At 70.3% G+C, this 18682-nt stretch carries 19 protein-coding genes; 14 read left to right on the top strand and 5 right to left on the bottom strand.

Going from position 1 to position 18682, the window contains the following annotated elements; all coding sequences use genetic code 11:
- Positions 1-124: 124 nt before the first annotated feature.
- Positions 125-1309 carry a glycoside hydrolase family 3 N-terminal domain-containing protein gene (locus AB0B66_RS35440; RefSeq protein ID WP_360538313.1) on the bottom strand — a complete coding sequence of 395 codons (1185 nt, stop codon included), beginning with the start codon at positions 1307-1309 and terminating at the stop codon, positions 125-127.
- A 42-nt stretch (positions 1310-1351) separates the two neighbouring features.
- The gene (locus AB0B66_RS35435) at positions 1352-2236 is read right to left on the bottom strand and encodes an alpha/beta hydrolase (protein ID WP_360538311.1); all 885 of its coding nucleotides are present in this window, start codon (positions 2234-2236) and stop codon (positions 1352-1354) included.
- Between the two features lie 428 nt (positions 2237-2664).
- Here AB0B66_RS35435 and AB0B66_RS35430 point away from each other — a divergent pair, with 428 nt between their 5' ends.
- On the top strand, positions 2665-5118 hold the full coding sequence (locus AB0B66_RS35430) for a glycosyl hydrolase family 28-related protein (protein ID WP_360538309.1): 2454 nt from the start codon (positions 2665-2667) through the stop codon (positions 5116-5118).
- A gap of 48 nt (positions 5119-5166) precedes the next feature.
- Here AB0B66_RS35430 and AB0B66_RS35425 read toward each other — a convergent pair whose 3' ends face one another.
- Positions 5167-7155 (bottom strand): bifunctional diguanylate cyclase/phosphodiesterase, encoded by a 1989-nt coding sequence (locus tag AB0B66_RS35425; protein ID WP_360538307.1) that lies wholly within the window; start codon positions 7153-7155, stop codon positions 5167-5169.
- Between the two features lie 225 nt (positions 7156-7380).
- On the opposite strand from AB0B66_RS35425, the gene AB0B66_RS35420 reads away from it, so the two are divergent.
- From AB0B66_RS35420 to AB0B66_RS35370, 11 genes are all read left to right on the top strand, one after another.
- Positions 7381-8565 (top strand): branched-chain amino acid ABC transporter substrate-binding protein, encoded by a 1185-nt coding sequence (locus AB0B66_RS35420; RefSeq protein ID WP_360538305.1) that lies wholly within the window; start codon positions 7381-7383, stop codon positions 8563-8565.
- Positions 8566-8593: 28 nt separating this feature from the next.
- Positions 8594-9385 (top strand): class I SAM-dependent methyltransferase, encoded by a 792-nt coding sequence (locus AB0B66_RS35415; RefSeq protein ID WP_360538303.1) that lies wholly within the window; start codon positions 8594-8596, stop codon positions 9383-9385.
- Positions 9386-9553: 168 nt separating this feature from the next.
- Positions 9554-9925 carry a hypothetical protein gene (locus AB0B66_RS35410; RefSeq protein ID WP_360538301.1) on the top strand — a complete coding sequence of 124 codons (372 nt, stop codon included), beginning with the start codon at positions 9554-9556 and terminating at the stop codon, positions 9923-9925.
- 402 nt (positions 9926-10327) lie between these two features.
- Positions 10328-10705 carry a hypothetical protein gene (locus AB0B66_RS35405; protein ID WP_360538299.1) on the top strand — a complete coding sequence of 126 codons (378 nt, stop codon included), beginning with the start codon at positions 10328-10330 and terminating at the stop codon, positions 10703-10705.
- A gap of 8 nt (positions 10706-10713) precedes the next feature.
- Entirely contained in the window at positions 10714-11679 is a 966-nt protein-coding gene (locus AB0B66_RS35400) for an ADAM 12 protein (protein ID WP_360538297.1), read from the top strand.
- Positions 11680-11732: 53 nt separating this feature from the next.
- Positions 11733-12113 carry a roadblock/LC7 domain-containing protein gene (locus tag AB0B66_RS35395; RefSeq protein WP_360538295.1) on the top strand — a complete coding sequence of 127 codons (381 nt, stop codon included), beginning with the start codon at positions 11733-11735 and terminating at the stop codon, positions 12111-12113.
- Between the two features lie 41 nt (positions 12114-12154).
- On the top strand, positions 12155-12526 hold the full coding sequence (locus AB0B66_RS35390; protein WP_203698751.1) for a hypothetical protein: 372 nt from the start codon (positions 12155-12157) through the stop codon (positions 12524-12526).
- A 316-nt stretch (positions 12527-12842) separates the two neighbouring features.
- Complete coding sequence (locus AB0B66_RS35385) at positions 12843-13268, top strand: DUF6232 family protein (RefSeq protein ID WP_360538293.1); 426 nt, start codon at positions 12843-12845, stop codon at positions 13266-13268.
- Positions 13269-13412: 144 nt separating this feature from the next.
- On the top strand, positions 13413-14306 hold the full coding sequence (locus tag AB0B66_RS35380; protein WP_360538291.1) for a helix-turn-helix transcriptional regulator: 894 nt from the start codon (positions 13413-13415) through the stop codon (positions 14304-14306).
- A 48-nt stretch (positions 14307-14354) separates the two neighbouring features.
- Entirely contained in the window at positions 14355-14555 is a 201-nt protein-coding gene (locus AB0B66_RS35375) for a DUF397 domain-containing protein (RefSeq protein WP_360538289.1), read from the top strand.
- Between the two features lie 114 nt (positions 14556-14669).
- On the top strand, positions 14670-14879 hold the full coding sequence (locus AB0B66_RS35370; protein ID WP_360538287.1) for a DUF397 domain-containing protein: 210 nt from the start codon (positions 14670-14672) through the stop codon (positions 14877-14879).
- 149 nt (positions 14880-15028) lie between these two features.
- Here the strand turns inward: AB0B66_RS35370 and AB0B66_RS35365 are convergent, their stop codons facing one another.
- On the bottom strand, positions 15029-15955 hold the full coding sequence (locus AB0B66_RS35365) for a site-2 protease family protein (RefSeq protein ID WP_360538285.1): 927 nt from the start codon (positions 15953-15955) through the stop codon (positions 15029-15031).
- Between the two features lie 71 nt (positions 15956-16026).
- Between AB0B66_RS35365 and AB0B66_RS35360 the strand changes: the two genes are divergently transcribed.
- Entirely contained in the window at positions 16027-16707 is a 681-nt protein-coding gene (locus tag AB0B66_RS35360) for a VOC family protein (RefSeq protein ID WP_360538283.1), read from the top strand.
- Positions 16708-16759: 52 nt separating this feature from the next.
- Here AB0B66_RS35360 and AB0B66_RS35355 read toward each other — a convergent pair whose 3' ends face one another.
- Complete coding sequence (locus tag AB0B66_RS35355; RefSeq protein WP_360538281.1) at positions 16760-17317, bottom strand: TetR family transcriptional regulator; 558 nt, start codon at positions 17315-17317, stop codon at positions 16760-16762.
- Positions 17318-17372: 55 nt separating this feature from the next.
- Between AB0B66_RS35355 and AB0B66_RS35350 the strand changes: the two genes are divergently transcribed.
- The gene (locus AB0B66_RS35350) at positions 17373-18434 is read left to right on the top strand and encodes an FAD-dependent monooxygenase (protein WP_360538279.1); all 1062 of its coding nucleotides are present in this window, start codon (positions 17373-17375) and stop codon (positions 18432-18434) included.
- The last annotated feature ends 248 nt before the right edge of the window (positions 18435-18682 follow it).

Genomic DNA, 18682 nt, shown 5'->3' with positions numbered 1-18682 from the left:
GCGCGGGCGCGGCATGCCGGTTGGCCGGATGTCCGGTTCAGGCAGCGGAGCAGCCGGGGGCAGCCACGGACGGCGTCCTTGCCCACGGCGAGTCCCTGGCCGCCCGCGACATCATTCCGGCAGCTCAGCGTGGTGGCCACAGGGCGTCGATGCGGGCCACGGACCGGTCGATCTGCGCCGCGGGGATCTTGCCGGCGCGGACCAGCCCGAGCACGTGCTCGACGGTCTCGGTGACGATCGCCGGGTCGTAGACCGCCTGGTTGCAGAAGACGAGCTGATCCACCCCGGCCTCCAGGGCGTACGTGGTCGCCTCGTCCCGGGCGTACCGGCTGGTGATCGCGACGGCCTGCATGTCGTCGGTGACCACCACGCCGTCCCAGCCCAGCTGCCCGCGGAGCAGGTCGGTGACGACGGCATGGGACAGCGACACCGGCCGATCGGGGTCGAGCTTGCGGTTCAGGAAGTGGGTGACCATCACGGTGTCGGCCGTGCCGGACTGGATCAGGCGCTGGAACGGGACGATCTCGGCCCGGGTCCAGGTGTCGGTCACGTCGACGGCCTCGAAGTCGGTGTTGCCGGTGGCGCTGCCCAGCCCGGGGAAGTGCTTGATCGAGGTGCGCACGTTCGCCTTGCGGTAGGTGTCGATGGTGTCGGTCGCGCAGGACACCACGACGTCGGGATTCGCCGAGAAGCTGCGGCCGAGCAGGGCGATCGCCGGGTTGTCCGGGTTCACCGCGAGGTCGGCGACGGGGGCGAAGTTGAAGTTCACGCCGATCTGCACCAGGGTCTGCGCCATGCCCCCGGCCCAGGCCCGGGTGGCCGGAGGCGAGTTGAGCGCGCCGATCTCGGCCTGCGACTTCGTGGCGGGGAAGCCGTTCTGCGGACCGAGCCGAGCGATCTTGCCGCCCTCCTGGTCGATGGAGACGATCAGCCCGTGCGGGGCCGCCCCGGTCAGCGTCTTGATCAGCGCGGTGACCTGCGGCGGGGAGTTGATGTTGCGGCTCTCGCCGGTCAGTTGGTCCCGGTCGAACAGGATGACGCCGCCCAGCCCGCGGTCGGCGATGTCCTTCATGATCCAGTCGCCGGGGCCGACCTGGGCGCCGCGGAAACCCACGATCATCATCCGGGCGATCTTCTTGCGTAGCGCGGCCTCGTCCAGGGCGGGACTGGTCGCGGGGGCGGGCGTGGTGACCGCGGCCGCAGGCGTCGTCGCGCCCGGTCGCTTGGCGCAGCCGCCGAGCCCCGTGGCGACCAGTGCGGCCCCCGCCCCGGTGAGCAGCCCGCGTCGGGTGATCCCGTCGCCTGTCACGCCGTCCACGTTACTGAGCCGCACGCCTGCTCAGGTCTGTTATCAGGTCCTTTCCGCCGATCGCTCGCCAGTGCCGTCATGGGCTGCCCGGTCGGCGCGGAGGAAGTCTCGCACCGCGGCCGTGAAGGCCGCCGGCTGTTCGACCCAGGGCAGGTGGCCGGCGTCGAGGCTGATACGGCGGGCGTTGCGCAGGGACCGGGCCAGGGAGTCCACGCTGCGGCGGGGACGGATGTCCCGGATGCCGTCGATGATCAGCGTGGGCGTGCCGATGTCCGCGATCGCGGCGAGCGCCGCGCCCGAGTCCACGTATTCGCCGGTCTGCCGGCCCAGCGCGGCGTGGCAGTCGCGGTTGATCCCGAGGAACGGGGTCGCGAAGCGTTCGGCCTGCTCGTGTGCCGTCGCAGGGTCGGCGAAGTCGGCGGACCACTGCAGCACCGCGAGCTCCCGCTCCTGCGCGGGGGTGCGCTCGCGGCCGTCCAGCTCGTCGAAGCGGGGCAGGCGGGGGCCGAGCCGGGCGCGCAGGTTGGTCACGAAGTCGGGCTTCCAGGTGGCATTCGGGTCCACGCCGACGCCCGACACGTACACCAGGTGGCTGAGGTGGTCGGGGTGGGTCAGGGCGTAGCGCAGCGCCAGCAGCCCGCCCCAGGAGTGGCCGAGCACGGCGACCGGTGCGGGTCCGGTGCTGCGGACGACGGCGTGCAGGTCGGCGACGCTCTGCTCGATCGTGTACGGGCCTGGAGAGGGCGACCGGCCGCAGCCGCGCTGATCCCACCGCACGACCGTGAACTCCTCGTCGAGCAGCTCGGCCGGGGCGTCGAAGTAGTCCCAGAGTCCGGGCCCGCCGTGGCACAGCACCAGCGGGGGGCCGCTGCCTGTGCGGCGGGTCCACAGCGGCGTCTCGTCGTCTGCGCGCACCGTCTCGGTCATTGCGCCATCATCCGCCTCTTGAAGATCCAGTGTGGACCGGCCGAGAAGTGCAAAGAATTGCACAACTCTTCGGGTTAATTGCGTAAACGCTGCTGTCATCGGGCCGTCACGGTGCCCGATTCGGCATCGCCGTTCAGCCTGCCATGCTTCGAGCAAGCGTCAAATACATTGTCTGATCAGGGATAAGGGGAGCTATGCCCACCAAGGTGGCCCCGCCGGAGCGCGCTGGACCTTTGTTTGAATTTTGCGTTGACCTCTGGACGTGGTGGCGGTGGCGGCCCTAATCTGCTGACGTCTTCGGACACGCTCGCGACGTGTCCGAAACAGCCGCCGAACACCGCCCGCTCCGCGTGCCGGCCGCGACTCCCATGCCCCCGAACCCTTCAGTGCGCCCACATCCGCGCAGATCATCCCGATAGGAGCCATTGATGAAGCTCCGCACCGCCCTGCTGGCCGCGACGACGCTCGCCGCGGCCGGCGTCCTGGCCGCCACGAACGCGACGGCGGCGCTCGCCGGTCCGGCCGTCCCGACCGTCCCCACCCTGCCCGGCACCGCCCTGCCGCTGCCCGTCCTCCACGGCGCGCGCGGCGCGGCCGTCCCGTTCACCGAGTACGAAGCCGAGCACGCCCGCACCGACGGCCGCGTGCTCGCCGCGACCCGCGCGTTCACTCAGCTCGCCGCGGAGGCGTCCGGCCGCCGTGCGGTCGCCCTCGACGCGGGGGAGTGGGTCGAGTTCACCCTTGCCAAGCCCGCCAACGCGGTCGACGTGCGCTACTCCGTGCCCGACGGCACGACGGCGGCGCTGACCGTGACCGCCGACGGCAAGCCGGCCGGGAAACTGGCGTTGACCTCGAAGTACGCGCACGTGTACGGCAACTTCCCGTACACCGACGACCCAGCCGACCGGGGTCAGCACCACTACTTCGACGACGCGCGCACCATGTTCGGCCGCACGCTGCCCGCAGGGGCCCGGGTGCGGTTCAAGGCCATCGCGGCCGCCGTGGTCGACCTGGCCGACTTCGAGGTCGTCGCCCCCGCCCCGGCCGCGCCCGCGGGCTACCTGAACGCGCTGGATTTCGGGGCCGACCCGAGCGGCGCGGCCGACTCCGGTCAGGCGCTGCAGACGGCGATCGACGCCGCCCGCGAACAGCGGCGGGGCCTGTGGATCCCGCCGGGCGACTACGCCGTGACCCGTCACCTCCAGGTGGACCGGGTGACGGTACGCGGCGCGGGCCCGTGGCGCACCGTGCTGCGCGGCGCGGGCGTCGGCGTGTTCGGCAACGCCGCGCCGAACCCGAGCACGGCGGTGCACCTGTCCGACTTCGCCGTCTTCGGTGAGACCGTGGTGCGTGACGACGCCACCATCGACAGCGGCTTCGGCGGCTCGCTGAGCGACTCGACGATCCGCAACGTATGGGTCGAGCACGTCAAGGTGGGCATGTGGTTCGACGGCCCGGCCGAGGGCCTGACGGTCGACGGCGGCCGCGTCAAGAACGTCTGGGCCGACGGCCTCAACCTGCACAACGGGGTCAGCCACAGCACCGTGACCAACCTGTTCGTGCGCAACACCGGCGACGACGGCATGGCGATGTGGTCGGCCGCGAACGCCGACACGGGCAACACCTTCACCCGCAACACGGTCTCGGCGCCGCTGCTGGCCAACGGCTTCGCGGTGTACGGCGGCCGCGACAACACGGTCAGCGACAACGTCGCCGCCGACACCGTCACCCAGGGCGGCGGCGTGCACGTCGGCAACCGCTTCGGCGCGAGCCCGCTCGCCGGCACCACCACGATCAGCGGCAACCTGCTGGCGCGCACCGGCAGCCTGGTGCCCAACGAGCCGACGCAGATCGCCGCGCTCTGGTTCTGGGCCGCCGACGCCCCGATGACCGGGGCCGTCCGGGTCCGCGACACCACGCTGCTGGACAGCTCGTACGCCGGGCTGCAGTTCTTCGGCAAGTCGATCACGAACGTGTCGGTGGAGCGGGTGACCGTCGCCGGGGCGGGCACCGTCGCCCTGCAGTTGCAGTCGCCGGGCGCGGCCTCGTTCGCGAAGGTGGTCGCGTTCGGACTGGGCGGCACCGGTGTGCACGACTGCGCCACCGGCTTCACGGTGACCCGCGGCGCGGGCAACCTCGGCTGGAACGGCGTCCGCTGCGGCTTCGCCCCTGCCGGGCAGCTGGAGATCGCCCAGGCCACCGGGGTCGAGTACGGCTTCCAGCCGATCGGCACCGAGGCCGTGCGGCCCGTCGCGATCACCAACCCGGGCCCGCTGCCGATCACGGTCGACGCTGTCGTGCCGCCGCGCGGGTACGCCGTCGACAGCGGCTGCGCCGTGATCGCGGTCGGCGCGACCTGCACACTGCAGGTGCGCTTCGCGCCCGCGGCCTCGGGCAACTACGCGGGGCTGCTGACCATCCACAGCACCTCACCCGCCGGTCCGTACGTGGTGGGACTGAAGGGCATCGGGTTCGACCCCGACGGCAATCTCGCCCTGGGCCGCGACATCACGTCCAGCTCGCAGGCCGGCTGGTGGATCGCGCCGCCGAACCTGGTCGACGGCGACCAGTCGACGTACTTCGAGAGCCTCAACGGGGCCTTCCCGCAGACCGTCACGCTGGACCTCGGCCACCAGGTGTCGGTCAGCCGGATCGTGCTGAAACTGCCCGCCAACTGGGGCGGCCGGTGGCAGACCATCGCCGTCTCGGCCGACGGCGCACCGCTGGTTGACGCGGCCGAGCACCTGTTCGCCCCGGAGACCGGCAACGTCGTCACGATCACCTTCCCGGCCGTCACGGCCCGGGAGTTGACGCTGACGTTCACGGCCAACACCGGGTGGCCGGCGGCGCAGATCTCCGAGTTCGAGGTCTACGCGCACTGACCGCGCGCCGCGTCCGCCGTGCCCGTACCGGTGCGGCGGGCGCGGCGGTCACGGATTGAGGGCCGCCGCGGTCTGCGTCTGCACCGTGGTGGTACCACGGCGGGTGGGCGGTTTGAGCGTGGTCCGGGCGGTGTCCTGCGCCTTGCGGATCTCCGCCATCAGCTCGTCGGCCGGCACCGGGTAGGCCAGCGCGAAACCCTGCACCTGGTCGCAGCCCAGGTCGTCGAGGATCGCCAGCGCGGTGAGATCCTCCACACCCTCGGCCGTCACGAACAGGCCGAGGTTGTGCGCCAGCTCGATGGCGCTGCGCACCAGGATGGCGTCGCCGGGGTCGGTGGCCAGATCGTGGATGAAGGTCCGGTCGATCTTCAGCTCGTCCGCGGCGAGCAGCTTGAGCTGGCTCAGCGAGCTGAAGCCGGTGCCGAAGTCGTCGATCGAGACCTGCACCCCGTCCCGGCGTACCCGGCGCAGCGCGTCCTGGGCCCGCCCGGGGTCGGTGGTCATGCCGCTCTCGGTGATCTCCAGACGCAGCAGCGTGGCGGGCAGCCCGTGCTCGGCAAGAGCCGACCGCACCTCGCCGACGAAGGCGTCGTCGAGCAGGCAGTTCGGCGACACGTTGACGGACACGGTCATCGGCCGGCCCTGCGCGCACCAGTGCGCGGCCTGCTTCACCGCGATGCGCAGCAGGTGGTAGGTGAGCGGGATCTCCAGACCGCCGGTCTCCGCGACGCCGAGGAACGCGCCCGGCGACAGCAGCCCGAGCTGCGGGTGCCGCCAGCGCACCAGCGCCTCGGTGGCGCTGACGGTGGCGTCGGCGAGGCGCACCTGGGGCTGGTAGTACAGCACCAGTTGGCCGTCGGGGTCGCCGTCGGTGAGCAGTGCGCGCAGGTCGCCGAACAGCGCCATCCGGCCGGGCTGGTCCGTGTCGACCTCCGGGTCGTACAGGGCGACGCCCTTGCCGCTGGTCTTGGCCCGGTACATGGCGGCGTCGGCGTGGCGCAGCATGTCCTCGGCGCACGTGCCGGGGCGGCCCAGCACCATGCCCACGCTGCCGCTGACGGCCGCGGAGCCCGCGGGCAGCAGGTAGTTGCGGCGCAGCGCGCCGGTGGCCCGCTCGGCGATCTCGACGGCCCCCTCGGCGGACGTGACGCTGGGCAGCAGCACGGCGAACTCGTCGCCGCCGAGCCGGGCGACGGTGTCCCCGTCGCGGACCACCTTGCGCAGCCGGTGGCCGGTCTCCACCAGCACGTCGTCGCCGGCCTGGTGGCCGAGGGTGTCGTTGACGGCTTTGAACCCGTTCATGTCGATCAGCATCACGGCGAGCTGTTCGGCGTCAGGCCGGGCCGGGTCCAGGGCGTCCTCCAACCTGCGCTGGAACAGCAGGCGGTTGGCCAGCCCGGTGAGCGGGTCGTGCAGGGCCTGGTACTGGCTGACCTCGGCGTGTTGGAGCACGCGGCGCTGGTAGCCGAGCATGACCCGCCAGATCGCGGCGACCAGGCCCAGGCCGACGGCGAACCCGACGACCGTCGCGGCGAACATCCGGGTCTGCACCTTGCGCAAGTCGGCGACGAGCTTCTGGGCCTGTGTGTGGTGGTCTCGGGCGACTTCGGTGATGTCGTGCTGGAGTGTGTAGTACGCCGGAGTGACCTCCAGCCGGTCCTGCTGGACGGCCTCGGGGTTGCGGTCGGTCACCATGATGATCAACTCATCCGCGGCCTGCCGGTACGCCGACTGCTCGGCCTGCAGTCGCAGCGCGTCCTCCAGCGCGGGCCCCGTGCTCAGCTCCACCGCCCGGCGCAGTGTGGCGTCGGCCTGCGCGGCCGACTCCAGGTAGCGGGCGCGGCTGGCCACCGACGGTTCGAGCTGGTAGTGCCGGGCCTGCATCTCCTGCACTGCCACGGCGGCGCTGGCCTCGCTGAAGATGGCGTCGAGCACGAGCGCCTGGCTCTGCACCTCGGTGGCTCGGGTGGCCTGCAGCGTGCCCCACAGCGTGAAGGCGCCCAGCCCGCAGAGCACCGCGGCGAGCGCGGCGGTCATACCGAGGCTGCGACGAGGCCGCAGCACCGGATCGGCCCGGCGGGCGGCCCTGCCTCGCCTGCCGAGCCGTTCGACGGCCCGCCTCCAAGACGGCCAGTGCATTTTTCGGGGGTCCTCCTCCGAGCGACCTGGCGACCGCTCCGTTCGGGTCTTGTCCGGTAGTCAACGCGATCTTCAACGCGGCAATTCCGGCTTATCCCGCGAACTCTGATAATAATTCACGATATGGACATCCTCCACGGACCGCGAATGCCGCGGCGGCTGCGTACGGCGGTGGCGCTGCTGGCCACCCTGCTGCTGGGCGGTGTGGCCGCCTGCAGCCAGCCCGAGGAAGCGGACAAAACGCCCGAAGTCATCCGACTCGGCGCACTCGTCCCGCTGACCGGCGACAACGCGCCCACCGGGCAGCGCCTGCTGGAGGCGTTCCAGATAGCGGTCAAGGACGTCAACGACGCGGGCGGGGTGCTCGGCCGGAAGATCGAGCTGGCTGTGGGCGACGACGCCTGCGACCCCGGCACCGCCGTGGTGAAGGCGAACGAGATGATCGGGCGGGACATCACCGTCTCCGTCGGCGGCGGGTGCAGTGTGGCCGCGGTGCCGACGCTCAAGGTCTTCCGGACCGCCGGCATTCCGATGATCATCCCGGCGGCGAACTCGACCGACCTGCTCGCTCCCGGCTATGACAGCGTCTTCCTGCTCGCCGGAACCACCACGATGGAGGCGGACCGCGCCGTCGACGCGATGGAGAAGCTCGGCCGCCGCCGGCTGCTGGTGATCGACGACGGCACCAGCTTCCCGCAGACCATGGCCGCCGCGGCCGTCGCCAGCGTCGAGAAGGACGGCGGACCGCTGACCCTGGCCGGGCAGATGAAGGTCAGCCAGGGCGCGACCAGCTACCCCCGGGTGCTGGAGAAGGTCAAAGAGGTCGACGCCGACCTCGTGTTCTTCACCGGGTACTACCCCGAGGCCGGCCGGATGATCCGCGACCTGCGCGACGGCGGCTACCGCGACACGATCATGCTGTCCGACGCGGGCACCGACCCGACCCTGTTCGACGTGCTCGACGACAAGCAGGCCGAGGGCGTCTACGGCATCACCCTGCCACTGGCGCAGTTCGAGCCCAAGGCCGACGCCTGGGCGGCGAAGTACCGGGCCTCGTACGGCCACGAGCCGGGGCCGTTCACCATGCAGGGCTACGACGCGGTACGCCTGGCGGCCAACGCGATCCAGCGCGCGGGCACGACCGACCGCGAGGCCGTACGCAAGGCGATCGCCGACACCAAACCCGGCGACATCGAACTGCTCTCCGGGCCGGCGCAGTTCAGCGCGAACGGCACCCAGCCGAACCCCACCTTCGTCCTGCTGCAGATCAAGAACGGGGCCTTCACACTGGTCCGCGAAGTCAGCTGAGTCGGACGGCGGTCGTATCCTCGATCGCGTGGCGGATCTCTGGACGGCAGGCGTTGCGTACGAGGTCTACATGGGCCGGTGGAGCGCGCGGATCGCGGACGCGTTCGTGCGCCTGCTGGCGGTGCCGTCCGGGCGCAGCTGGCTGGACGTGGGCTGCGGCACCGGCGCGCTGACCGCCGCGGTGCTCGCGCGGGCCGAGCCGTCCCGGGTGACCGGGGTCGATCCCGCGGAGGGTTTCCTGGCCCACGCGCGCACCCGCGTCACCGATCCGCGGGTGACGTTCTACAGCGGCGACGCCCGGTCGCTGCCGGTGCCCGACGGCTCCTTCGACGCCGTGGTCAGCGGCCTGATGCTCAACTTCGTGCCCGAGCCCGAGCAGGCCGTGAGCGAGTGCGTGCGCGCCGCCGCGCCGGGCGGCGTGGTGGCCGCCTACGTCTGGGACTACGCCGAGGGAATGGCGCTGCTGCGGCATTTCTGGGACGCGGCCACCGCGGGCGACCCGGCCGCCGCACCGCTCGACGAGGGCCGCCGCTTCCCGCTGTGCCGACCCGAGCCGCTGTCGGACCTGTGGACCCGTGCGGGCCTGGCCGCCGTGACGGTGCGCCCGGTCGAGTTGGTCGCCGTGTTCACCGACTTCGCGGACCTGTGGACGCCGTTCCTCGGCGGGCAGGGTCCCGCACCCGGTCACGTCGCCACGCTGTCCGCGGCCGACCGGGACGCGCTGCGCGACCGGCTCCACGACGCGCTGCCCGTCGCCGCCGACGGATCCATCACACTGCCCGCACGGGCCTGGGCCGTCAGCGGCGTACGCCCCAGCTGACCTGGACGGACCATCCGCCCGGCGGTCGTCCGGGCCCAGCCGCCCGCTTGCCGCGCGCCGTTATGTCCCCTCCGGACGGAGGTTAGCGGCGCGCCGAGCGGGTATCCGGTTCGCGACGGGCCGCCGTTCCCTTCAGGCGTGCTCGGCGCGACAGAGGAGGGCAGCTCAATGGCTAAGAACAGCAACGGAGTCGCCGCTTCGGCGGAGCAGCTCAAGCACACCCTGGCCGAGTCGGGCCGCGCGGTCGCCGCGCAGGCCGGTGAGGTCGGGCACACGCTGGCCGAGTCGGGCCGCACCGTCGCCGCGCAGGCCGGTGAGGTCAAGGACCAGGTCGCTGCGACGGCGGTGCTGGCCAAGGACAGGGCCGGCGAGGTCGTGCACGACCTGGCCGACCGGATGCCGTCCAGCTCGCAGGAGTGGGAGGAGATGGGCCGCGACGTGATGCACAGCGTCCGCCGCAACCCGCGACCCTGGCTCATCGGCGCGGCGGTGGTCACCGCCGTCTGGTGGCTGGGCCGCAAGTCCAAGCGGTCTCACTGATCGCGAGCAGTGCCGTACCAGGCGGGCGGGCCGTGTCACCGGACACGGCCCGCCCGCTGTTTGCGTGGAGCACGGCGCTGGTCGCCATAGGACAGTCCGTTGCGCGACGCAACCCCGTGGTGACGGACAGCTTGTGCGATTCGTCGAGGTGGAACGTGCGTAACCTGCCGAGCGGTCGGGAGTTGGTGAGGCTCCCGGCATTCCTGCTGTCGGACTGTCTATATACGACTTCAATGGCCTTTCGGGCAGAAGTTGCGAACGAATAGTTTCTCACCTGAACCATCCTTTATCGCGGTCACCTGTTGTAGTCTTCACCGAGCTAATCGTTACCGCCGTGGCGTTTTCGTGTGTTCGGTGGCGACGTGAATCGTGGGTGGCGTCATGAACTTCTGGGGAGCGGGTGTGCTTGACATCGACGAATGTCTTCACCGTCTGATGGCCCTCCAGGGCGTCCACGGCGCCAGTCTCATCGACTTCCCCAGCGGCTCGGTCATCGGCGCGGCCGGGCGCGGGCCGGGCAGTCGCGACGACACCCCGGCCGACGCGGTCGGCATGATCCACGCGACCATGCAGACCGCCGCGTTCGCGACGGTCGGCCAGCCCGCTCACGTCGAGGACATCGTGATCACAGCGGGCAACGGATACCACGTCATGCGGCTGCTCTCGACGGAGGTCGAAGCGCGCCTGGTGCTCTACGTCTGGCTCGACCGGGCGGTCGGCAACCTGGTCATGGCGCAGCGGCAGCTCAGCGCGATCGCGTCCCAGTTCAGCGCGAACTGACCCGGCGCATGTCGAAGAGCTCACGCCCGCCGCTGCTGCGGGAGTCCCTGGAACCGTGGTGCGCGGCGGGGGTGACGGGCGCGCTGCGTGTCCTCGACCCGCCCGGCGGTGTCGTGTACGTCGTCGACGGCCGGATCGCCTACGCCGAGACCCCCGTCGCGTCCGGAGTGGAACGGCTGCTCACCGCCTCCGGTCGGCTGCCCGCCGACGCCTGGCGGGCCGCCGTCACCGCGGGCCGCGCCCAGCACCGCATCGGTCCCGAACTCGTCGACGCCGGCCTGGTCACCCAGACGGAGCTGGAAGCCCTCGGTGTGATCGCCCTGCACGACGCGGCGTTCTTCCTGTTCGACCTCGTGGTGTCGGCGCACTTCGAACACCGCGCCCGGCACCCCGTCGGCCACCTGCGAACCCTCGACCTGCGCTCGGTCTGCCAGGAGGTGGACCGGCGCAAGCGGCTGCTCGCCGACGCCTGGCCCGACGCCGCCATCGACACCGCCGCCGTGCTGCCCCAGCGACGGCTGCGCTCCCAGTGTGTGGCGCTCACCGCGCTGCAGTGGGAGGTGGTGGCCAACGCCGACCGCCGCCGCAGCCCCATCGACCTGGCCCGGCTGCTCGGCCGCGACACGTTCACGGTCATGCTCGAGGTGCGCCGGATGGCGCGCACCGGCCTGGTCGAGCCTGGACGCCCCGGCGGCTCCGCGGCGGCCGAGTCCGTCGCCACGGTGCGCGCGAAAGCCGCCGCCGACGTGGCCACGACCGCGCTGCCCATCGTGCAGTCGGCACGACACGCGAGGCCCGAACCCGAACCCGAGCGCACTCCCGATCCGCCTGCCGCGCAGGCTCCACACGTCCCGCTGCCGCGGCGAGCCCTGCGCCACGAGCCCGCCCCGCGCCCCGAACTCGCCGGCATGTCGGACACCCGTGTGTCCGAGCAGATCCTCACCCGACTCATCGCGGGGCTGGGTGCGCTGTGATGCGAGACCTTCTGAGATCGGTCCTACGCGGTAGGAGGAGAGGAGTCGTCCCTTTGGCCCCAGACAGTCTGGTGTTCGTCGAGATACGCGAGCTGCGCCTGCGGCTGCCACACGTGGTCGGCGTACTCGTCGCGAGCGTCGACGGGCTGCTCATCGCGCACGACGCCGAATGTGTCGAGCCGGAGGTGTTCGCGGCGATGTCCGCCGCGCAGCTCGGCCTGGGGCAGCAGATCATCGCCACGGTGCGCTCGGGGGAGTTCCGCGAGACCGTGACCACCGCCAGCAACGGTTACGTCGCGATCTTCGCCGCCGGCGCGTCGGCGCTGCTCACCGTCATCGCCGGGCGCGAACTCAACGTCGCCCGACTGCACCACGAGGCACGGCCCGTGGCCGCACGCATCGGGGAACTCGTCCAGCACGTCGAGACCCGCTGAACAACCGACCATCCTTCGTCGAACGAAAATGAGGATCCACCATGGCTGACATGGAAAGCTCGCTGCAGGAAGCGATGCAGATCGAGGGCGCGGTGGGCGTCGCGCTCGTGGACTACACCAGCGGCATGGCGCTCGGCGCGCTCGGCAGCTCCAAGGAGATGGACCTGACCATCGCCGCGGCCGGCAATACCGACGTGGTCCGGGCCAAGTTGCGCACCCTGGAGATGCTCAAGCTCAAGGACACCATCGAGGACATCCTGATCACGCTCGGCGTGCAGTATCACGTCATCAGGCCGCTGACCAGCCGCAATACGCAGGGGCTGTTCCTGTACCTGGTGCTCGCACGGTCTCGGGCCAACCTCGCCATGGCGCGGCACAAGCTCAAGACCATCGAGGAGGGCCTGCAGATGTGACCGCCGCCGAACGCATCGCCGATGGCCGAATCCGTTGTGTGTCAGGCCATCGGCGGTGGGGCGGTCGTGATGGGACGTGATTCACTTTAATGTTCGTTCAAATCTGCGGTACCGCAGAGTGCGGTATGGCGATCAACGTGCGTCCATCTCATACTGAGCAGTAAGGAAGCAGAACTGCCTCCTGGAACAGGAACAGCGCCCGGCTGGCACCGAGCGCCGTTCTTGGCCTCGTCCCGCGCAGGGAAGGAGGACTGACTCATGTCAACTTTACGAATGCAACTCTCTCCCTGCAAGGGCTGTTCGAGGGAGAGAGAGGATGCCCGTCTACTACCGGGGCCCTTGCGCCCACATCGACCACCGATACTTCGAGGTGTTCGAGCCTGAGCCCCGCAGGTTCGCTCTGGGCGGACTGCACGGGGTGCACATCGTCTGCGTTCCGTCCGGGCGGGGCGGCGGTGGCGGAGCCACCACGCGGCTGTACGCGACGGGCACCGCCGGGGTCGCGGTGGCGACCGTCTGGCCGGCGCTCGGGACGGGGGCGATGTCGGTCGCGGCGACCGTCGCCGCGGCGATCCTGGTCGGAGCCCGCGGGTGCTGGGGGACCAGGACTCACTCGTTCGAGCTCTACGGGCTCTATCGAGGGATCTACCAGCTGCTGTTCGCGACGACCGACGAGCGGATGTTCGAGCAGGTCAGGCGTGGTCTGGTGCGAGCGATGGAGTACCACGCGGACACGAAATGACATCACCTTCTCGGTGATGGTGTCCTATCGGGATGCCGCCGTGTAACGTCTGGGCTTTGCGCCACATAGCGGCATCCCTATCTGCTATACGGCTAGATCACGAACGGAAGCGATCAGAAACGGGAAGCGGTCGGGAGGGCCACCATGGTCTCGGGTGATTCGCCCGCAGTTGCCCGCCGCCGCCTCCGTATCGCACTCCGGGCCCGTCGAGAGGCAGCCGAGCTGACGCAGGGGGACGTTGCCGCTGCGCTCGACTGGTCGCTGTCGAAGGTGCAGCGGATCGAGAGCGGCGATGTGACCATCTCCGGCACTGACCTGCGTGCGTTGTTGGAGCTGCTCGCTGTCGCAGACCTGTCGGTCGTCGATCGTTTCGTCGCAGATGCAAAGGCAGCTCGAAGGCGCGGTCCATGGGACGAGGCGCGTTATCGTGCCAATCTGACCCCAGCCATGATCAAGTTGCTTGAGTTCGAGGGTCAAGCGTCAGCGATTCGAGTCTATTCACCCGGCTTGGTTCCAGGTCTCCTGCAGACCCGGCGTCATGCGGAGGCGGTGCTCGCGTACTGGAATCGTCAGCGTGGTGGCAACGGCATCACGCACGAACAGCGGGCGGTCCGGCTTGAGGTGCGTCTTCGCCGCCACGAACACATCTTTAATGCTGGGCAACCGCCGTACCTGCTGATTCTTGACGAGTCGGTGCTGCACCGCGAAGTCGGCGGTCCGGATGTGACGGTGGAGCAGCTCCAGCATCTGCTCCGTTGCGTTTCTGACGGCAAGGTGACTCTGCGTGTCGTGCCTTTTACAGCGGGAGTGTCGGCGACGATGATCGGTGGGTTCACGCTGCTCAGTCTGGACACCGAGGATGACGTAATTCTGTATCGGGAGATCGTGAATACTGACGAGATTGTGCAGGATGATGAGATCGTGGCATGGCACCGCGACATCTTCGATACAACCTTGGCGCAGACTTGTTCCGAGGAGAAGTCGATTCACCTGGTCAAGGCTAGGGTGGCTCTTCTCCTCGCCAGGCTCGCGCAGTAGACGACCGCCGGCACAGCCACTTCAAATAAGGAAGGAACTGTACATCAAGTGACCACCGCGAAGACGGCCGTCAGTTGGCGCAAGAGCAAGAGGTGCGACACCACTGCGTGCATCGAGGTAGCAATGATCGACTCGAACATCGCCCTCCGGGATTCCAAAAACCCCGAAGGGCCTGTTCTGCAATTCACGCGCGAGGAGTGGGACGCCTTCGTTGCCGGGGTAGAGGCGGGCGACTTCGTTTTCAACTGACTGTTGCCGTACTGGCCCGCTCCGGTCGACCGGGGCGGGCCCTTTGCTGTGCCAATCCTGCCAGAATATTCGGGACTCCTCCGCGCGTCCTTGTACGCTGGTGGCCAATCACCGATGGGAGGATGTATGGCATCGGACGGTGAGCAAATCGTGTGGCGGATAGGTTCATTCTGTGACACCGCAGCCTGCGTGGAGATCGGGATAGGACCTGATGAGGTGCTCGTGCGCAGAGCTCGTTCCGAGAGTCCTGTTGTGATGTTCACGCATGAGGAATGGTCGGCATTCCTGAGATCTGCCCGAGCTGGAGAATTTGATCTTAGTTGACGACCGTGCCAGCTTTCGGTCGTGCATGCCATCTGTACAGGGCGAGACGCAGGACGGCTCCTGGCTCCTGCACGCGTAGCCGCTGAGGGCTCGGCGCGGTGACGGCGCGGTCACCCCGCCGGTTCTCGTGAGTGGTCAGTTCTCGCAGGTCACCAGCTCTTCCAGAACTGGAACAGGTGGCCGCCGTAGCCGGCCAGGCTGCCCGGCACGCCGGAGACGTCGAAGAAGAAGATGGTCGCCTCGCCGAACAGGTCTCGCGCCAGCGGGATGTACAGCAGAGCGAAGACGATCAGGATGCCGAAGGGCTTGATCTTGCTCCCCGCGTGGCGCGCACTGGAGGACAGGTAGGGCTCGATCATCCCGTACCCGTCCAGGCCCGGCACCGGCAGCAGGTTGAGGATCGCCGTCGCGACCTGCAGGTACGCGAGGAAGGCCAGCCCCGACCAGAACACCAGGTGGGTGTCCGCCCAGTCGAGGAACGTCGGGCCCGCGAACGCGAGCACCGTGAGCAGCCCGACCGAGGCGACGATGTTCACGGCGGGACCGGCCGCCGATACCAGGGCGTCGCGGAAGCGGTTGCGCAGCCTGTGGCTTTCGATCATCACGGCACCGCCGGGCAGCGGCAGCCCACCGATGAGCAGGTACAGCATCGGCAGCAGCAGGGTGAGCACCGGGTGGCCGTACTTGCGCGGGTCGAGCCGCAGGTAGCCCTTCTCGGCGACGGTGTGGTCGCCACCCCGGTGGGCGGTCAGCGCGTGGGAGAACTCGTGCAGGCAGAGTGTGACCAGCCAGCCCGACAGCCCGAAGAAGAACACGACCAGGGACGGGTGCCCGACACCGGTCCACATCGCGCCGGCGCTGACCAGCATGACGACGACGAGCGCGACGAAGATGAGCGAGATCCCGCCCCGTGGTTCATGCGCGCGCCAGGGCCGGGGCGTGCGCGCCGGCCGCAGCGAGGGCATGCGCCGCTGACGGATGACCTGGTTCTCGATCGCCTTGGCGCGCTTGCTCCAGTCCTCCTCGGCCGCGAGCCGGTCGAGTGGATCGTCGTGTTGCCCGTGCCCAGCGCTCATGGCGGGCAAGGCTACCCGAGCCGACCCCATGAACGCTGTACCCGCGCCCCGTGCCCTGGCAGCATCGGGTCATGAGCGAAACGGTCCTCACCCGGCAGCAGGCGTCCGAGGCGGTCACCGGTCACGGCTGGCGGTTCGTGCTCGGTTCACTGTGTACAGCCGTGGCGGTGCCGTCGCTGGCGCAGGCGGCAGAGGTGGCCGCGCTCGCCGTCGCGGCCGCGGGCCCCGGTGCCGAGGATCGGCTGCTGCTCGACCTGCGGGGTGACCGGGTGCTGGTGACGGTGCAGGTGCCCGGCGCGATGCGGGTGACCGGCGGGGAGACCGCGTTGGCGGTACGGGTGTCGGCCGCGTTGACCGAGGCCGGGTACGCCACCGACGCGGTCGGCGGGCCGAAGCGCGCCGTGCAGCTGCTGGAGATCGCGGTGGACGCCCTCGACATCGCCGCGGTGCGCCCGTTCTGGCTGGCTGTCCTCGGTTACGACGAGGTGGGCGACGATCCGGGCGCTGCCGTCGTCGACCCGTACGGCCAGGGTCCGGCGGTGTGGTTCCAGCAGATGGACTCCCCGCGAGTCCAGCGCAACCGCATCCACCTCGACATCTCCGTGCCGCACGACGAAGCCGACCGGCGTGTCGCGGCGGCTGTCGCCGCCGGTGGGCGGGTGGTGTACGACAACGAAGCCCCCGCGTTCCGGGTGCTCGCCGATCCCGAGGGCAACGAGGTCTGCGTGACGACCTGGCTCGGCCGCGACTGACGACCGGCCTTTGCGCGCTGTCGGCGCCGCGAGCGGCCGTTCGACCGGCGGGTCAGGCGGCGGTCATGCCGCGCAGTGTAGTGAGGATGGACGGGGTCGGGTCGAAGTCGGGTTCGGGGCAGGCGAGCTGGATCGCGACCAGGCCGTCGATCAGGGCGAGCACGGTCAGGTAGTCGGCGGCGGGGGCGGTGGAGCCGAACTGGGCGAGCCATGGCTCGCCCCACGCCGCCAGCCGATTCCGTGCCGCGCGGATCTTCTCCTGCAGCCCTGGATGGAACGCCGCCTCGTGGAAGATCGCGTGCCGGGCCAGCGTCAACGCCTTGGCCGGGCCGGTCACCTCGCCGACCATGTCTCCTATGAGCCGGGCGAACTGCTCCAGTGAGCGGGGCGGCCGCTGTCCGGCGAGGCGTGACCACACCGCTGTCTCGATCTCGACGAGCCGGTCGAGGATGCCGCCGACCAGGGCTTCCCGGGTGCGGAAGCTGTTCGACGTCGAGCCTTCCGGCAGTCCGGCCTGGGCGTCGACCGCGCGATGGGTGAGCGCGCGCAGCCCTTTCGTGCCGAGTACGGCGATGGCTGCGTCGAGGATCTGCTCCCGGCGGTCGGACATGAGATTCATACTACAGCTGTAGTCAGAGTTACTACAGCTGTAGTACGTTCGGGGCATGACGAGAACAGCAGCCGTCGTGGGTGGCGGCATCGGCGGTCTGGTGACCGCCATCGGCCTGCGGGCCGCCGGCTGGCAGGTCAAGGTGTACGAGCGCAGCGACACCCTGCCGACCACCGGCACCGGCCTGGGCATCTGGCCCTCGGCGCTGCGCGCGCTCGACGAGATCGGCATTGGCGCTGACGTGCGGGCGGCCGGGCTTCCGCAGCGCAACGGGGCGATCCGCCGGCCCGACGGGTCGCGCATCGTCACCCTCGACATGGACAAGGTGCGCGAGCGCCACGGCGAGCCGGTCCACCTGGTGGCGCGGCCCGCTCTGCTCGGCGTGCTCAGCCAGGCCCTGCCGGACGGGGTGGTCCACTTCGGCCACGCCGTCGGCGACATCACCGAGCTGCGCCGCGACAACGACGTGGTGGTGGCGGCCGACGGCATCGGCAGCCGGATCCGCACCGCGCTGTTCGGCGAGCGGCACGGCCTGCGCTACACGGGCGCGACCGTCTGGCGCGGCACCGCCGACCTGGACATCGAGCTCGGCGGCGAGACGTGGGGTGTCGGCGCCCGCTTCGGGATCACGCCGCAGGGTCCGGGTCGCACCAACTGGTACGCCGTGCTGACCGCCCCCGAGGGCTACCGGCCCGCGCTCGACGACCCCGACGAGCTGCGCCGCGTCTTCGGGCACTGGCACGATCCCATCCCGGCCGTGCTCGACCGGTACGCCACCTCGCACGTCATCCGGCACGACCTGCACCACCTGGCCCCGGCGCTGCCGTCGTACACGGCGGGCAACGTGGCGCTGCTCGGCGACGCCGCCCACGCCATGACACCCGACCTGGGGCAGGGCGCGTGTCAGGCGATCATCGACGGGGTCGCGCTGGCCCGGTGCCTGTCCGGCGAGGACGTGGCGGCCGGGCTGCGGGCGTACGACCGTGAGCGCCGCCGCCCCACCCAGCGCCTGGCCACCGCCTCCCTCCTGACCAACCGCATGTCCCAGGCCCGCCGCTTCCTCCCCCTCCGCGACACCACCCTCCGCCTCGCCCTCTCCCTCGGCCCCCCCGCCTGACCCCTCCTCCCGCCCCGCTGCGTTGATCATGAACTTGAGGACGTGTTCGCCGGTGTGTCGCTACCCCAGAGCCGTGATCGACGGGACCTGCCCTGGTGATCACGGCGTGGGGGTGGAGACACGCCGTCCATCACGTCCTTAAGTTCATGATCAACGCGGCGGGGCGGGGCGGGGCGGGGCGGGGCGGGGAGGGGCGGGGAGGGGTCGAATGACTGGGCCGCTGCTTCAGCCGGTGGTGTGTGCTGCCC

The organism is Catellatospora sp. NPDC049111 (genome assembly GCF_040648615.1).
In the GTDB taxonomy this organism is placed as follows: Bacteria; Actinomycetota; Actinomycetes; order Mycobacteriales; family Micromonosporaceae; genus Catellatospora; species Catellatospora aurea.
This window is presented reverse-complemented; position numbering and strand designations above follow the sequence as displayed.

Excerpts from the sequence above, each read along its gene's own strand:
- AB0B66_RS35435 (WP_360538311.1), bottom strand. The coding sequence starts at position 2,236 with ATGACCGAGACGGTGCGCGCAGACGACGAGACGCCGCTGTGGACCCGC.
- AB0B66_RS35430 (WP_360538309.1), top strand. The coding sequence starts at position 2,665 with ATGAAGCTCCGCACCGCCCTGCTGGCCGCGACGACGCTCGCCGCGGCC.
- AB0B66_RS35425 (WP_360538307.1), bottom strand. The coding sequence starts at position 7,155 with ATGACCGCCGCGCTCGCCGCGGTGCTCTGCGGGCTGGGCGCCTTCACG.
- AB0B66_RS35420 (WP_360538305.1), top strand. The coding sequence starts at position 7,381 with ATGGACATCCTCCACGGACCGCGAATGCCGCGGCGGCTGCGTACGGCG.
- AB0B66_RS35410 (WP_360538301.1), top strand. The coding sequence starts at position 9,554 with ATGGCTAAGAACAGCAACGGAGTCGCCGCTTCGGCGGAGCAGCTCAAG.
- AB0B66_RS35400 (WP_360538297.1), top strand. The coding sequence starts at position 10,714 with ATGTCGAAGAGCTCACGCCCGCCGCTGCTGCGGGAGTCCCTGGAACCG.
- AB0B66_RS35390 (WP_203698751.1), top strand. The coding sequence starts at position 12,155 with ATGGCTGACATGGAAAGCTCGCTGCAGGAAGCGATGCAGATCGAGGGC.
- AB0B66_RS35385 (WP_360538293.1), top strand. The coding sequence starts at position 12,843 with ATGCCCGTCTACTACCGGGGCCCTTGCGCCCACATCGACCACCGATAC.
- AB0B66_RS35380 (WP_360538291.1), top strand. The coding sequence starts at position 13,413 with ATGGTCTCGGGTGATTCGCCCGCAGTTGCCCGCCGCCGCCTCCGTATC.
- AB0B66_RS35370 (WP_360538287.1), top strand. The coding sequence starts at position 14,670 with ATGGGAGGATGTATGGCATCGGACGGTGAGCAAATCGTGTGGCGGATA.
- AB0B66_RS35365 (WP_360538285.1), bottom strand. The coding sequence starts at position 15,955 with ATGAGCGCTGGGCACGGGCAACACGACGATCCACTCGACCGGCTCGCG.
- AB0B66_RS35360 (WP_360538283.1), top strand. The coding sequence starts at position 16,027 with ATGAGCGAAACGGTCCTCACCCGGCAGCAGGCGTCCGAGGCGGTCACC.
- AB0B66_RS35355 (WP_360538281.1), bottom strand. The coding sequence starts at position 17,317 with ATGTCCGACCGCCGGGAGCAGATCCTCGACGCAGCCATCGCCGTACTC.
- AB0B66_RS35350 (WP_360538279.1), top strand. The coding sequence starts at position 17,373 with ATGACGAGAACAGCAGCCGTCGTGGGTGGCGGCATCGGCGGTCTGGTG.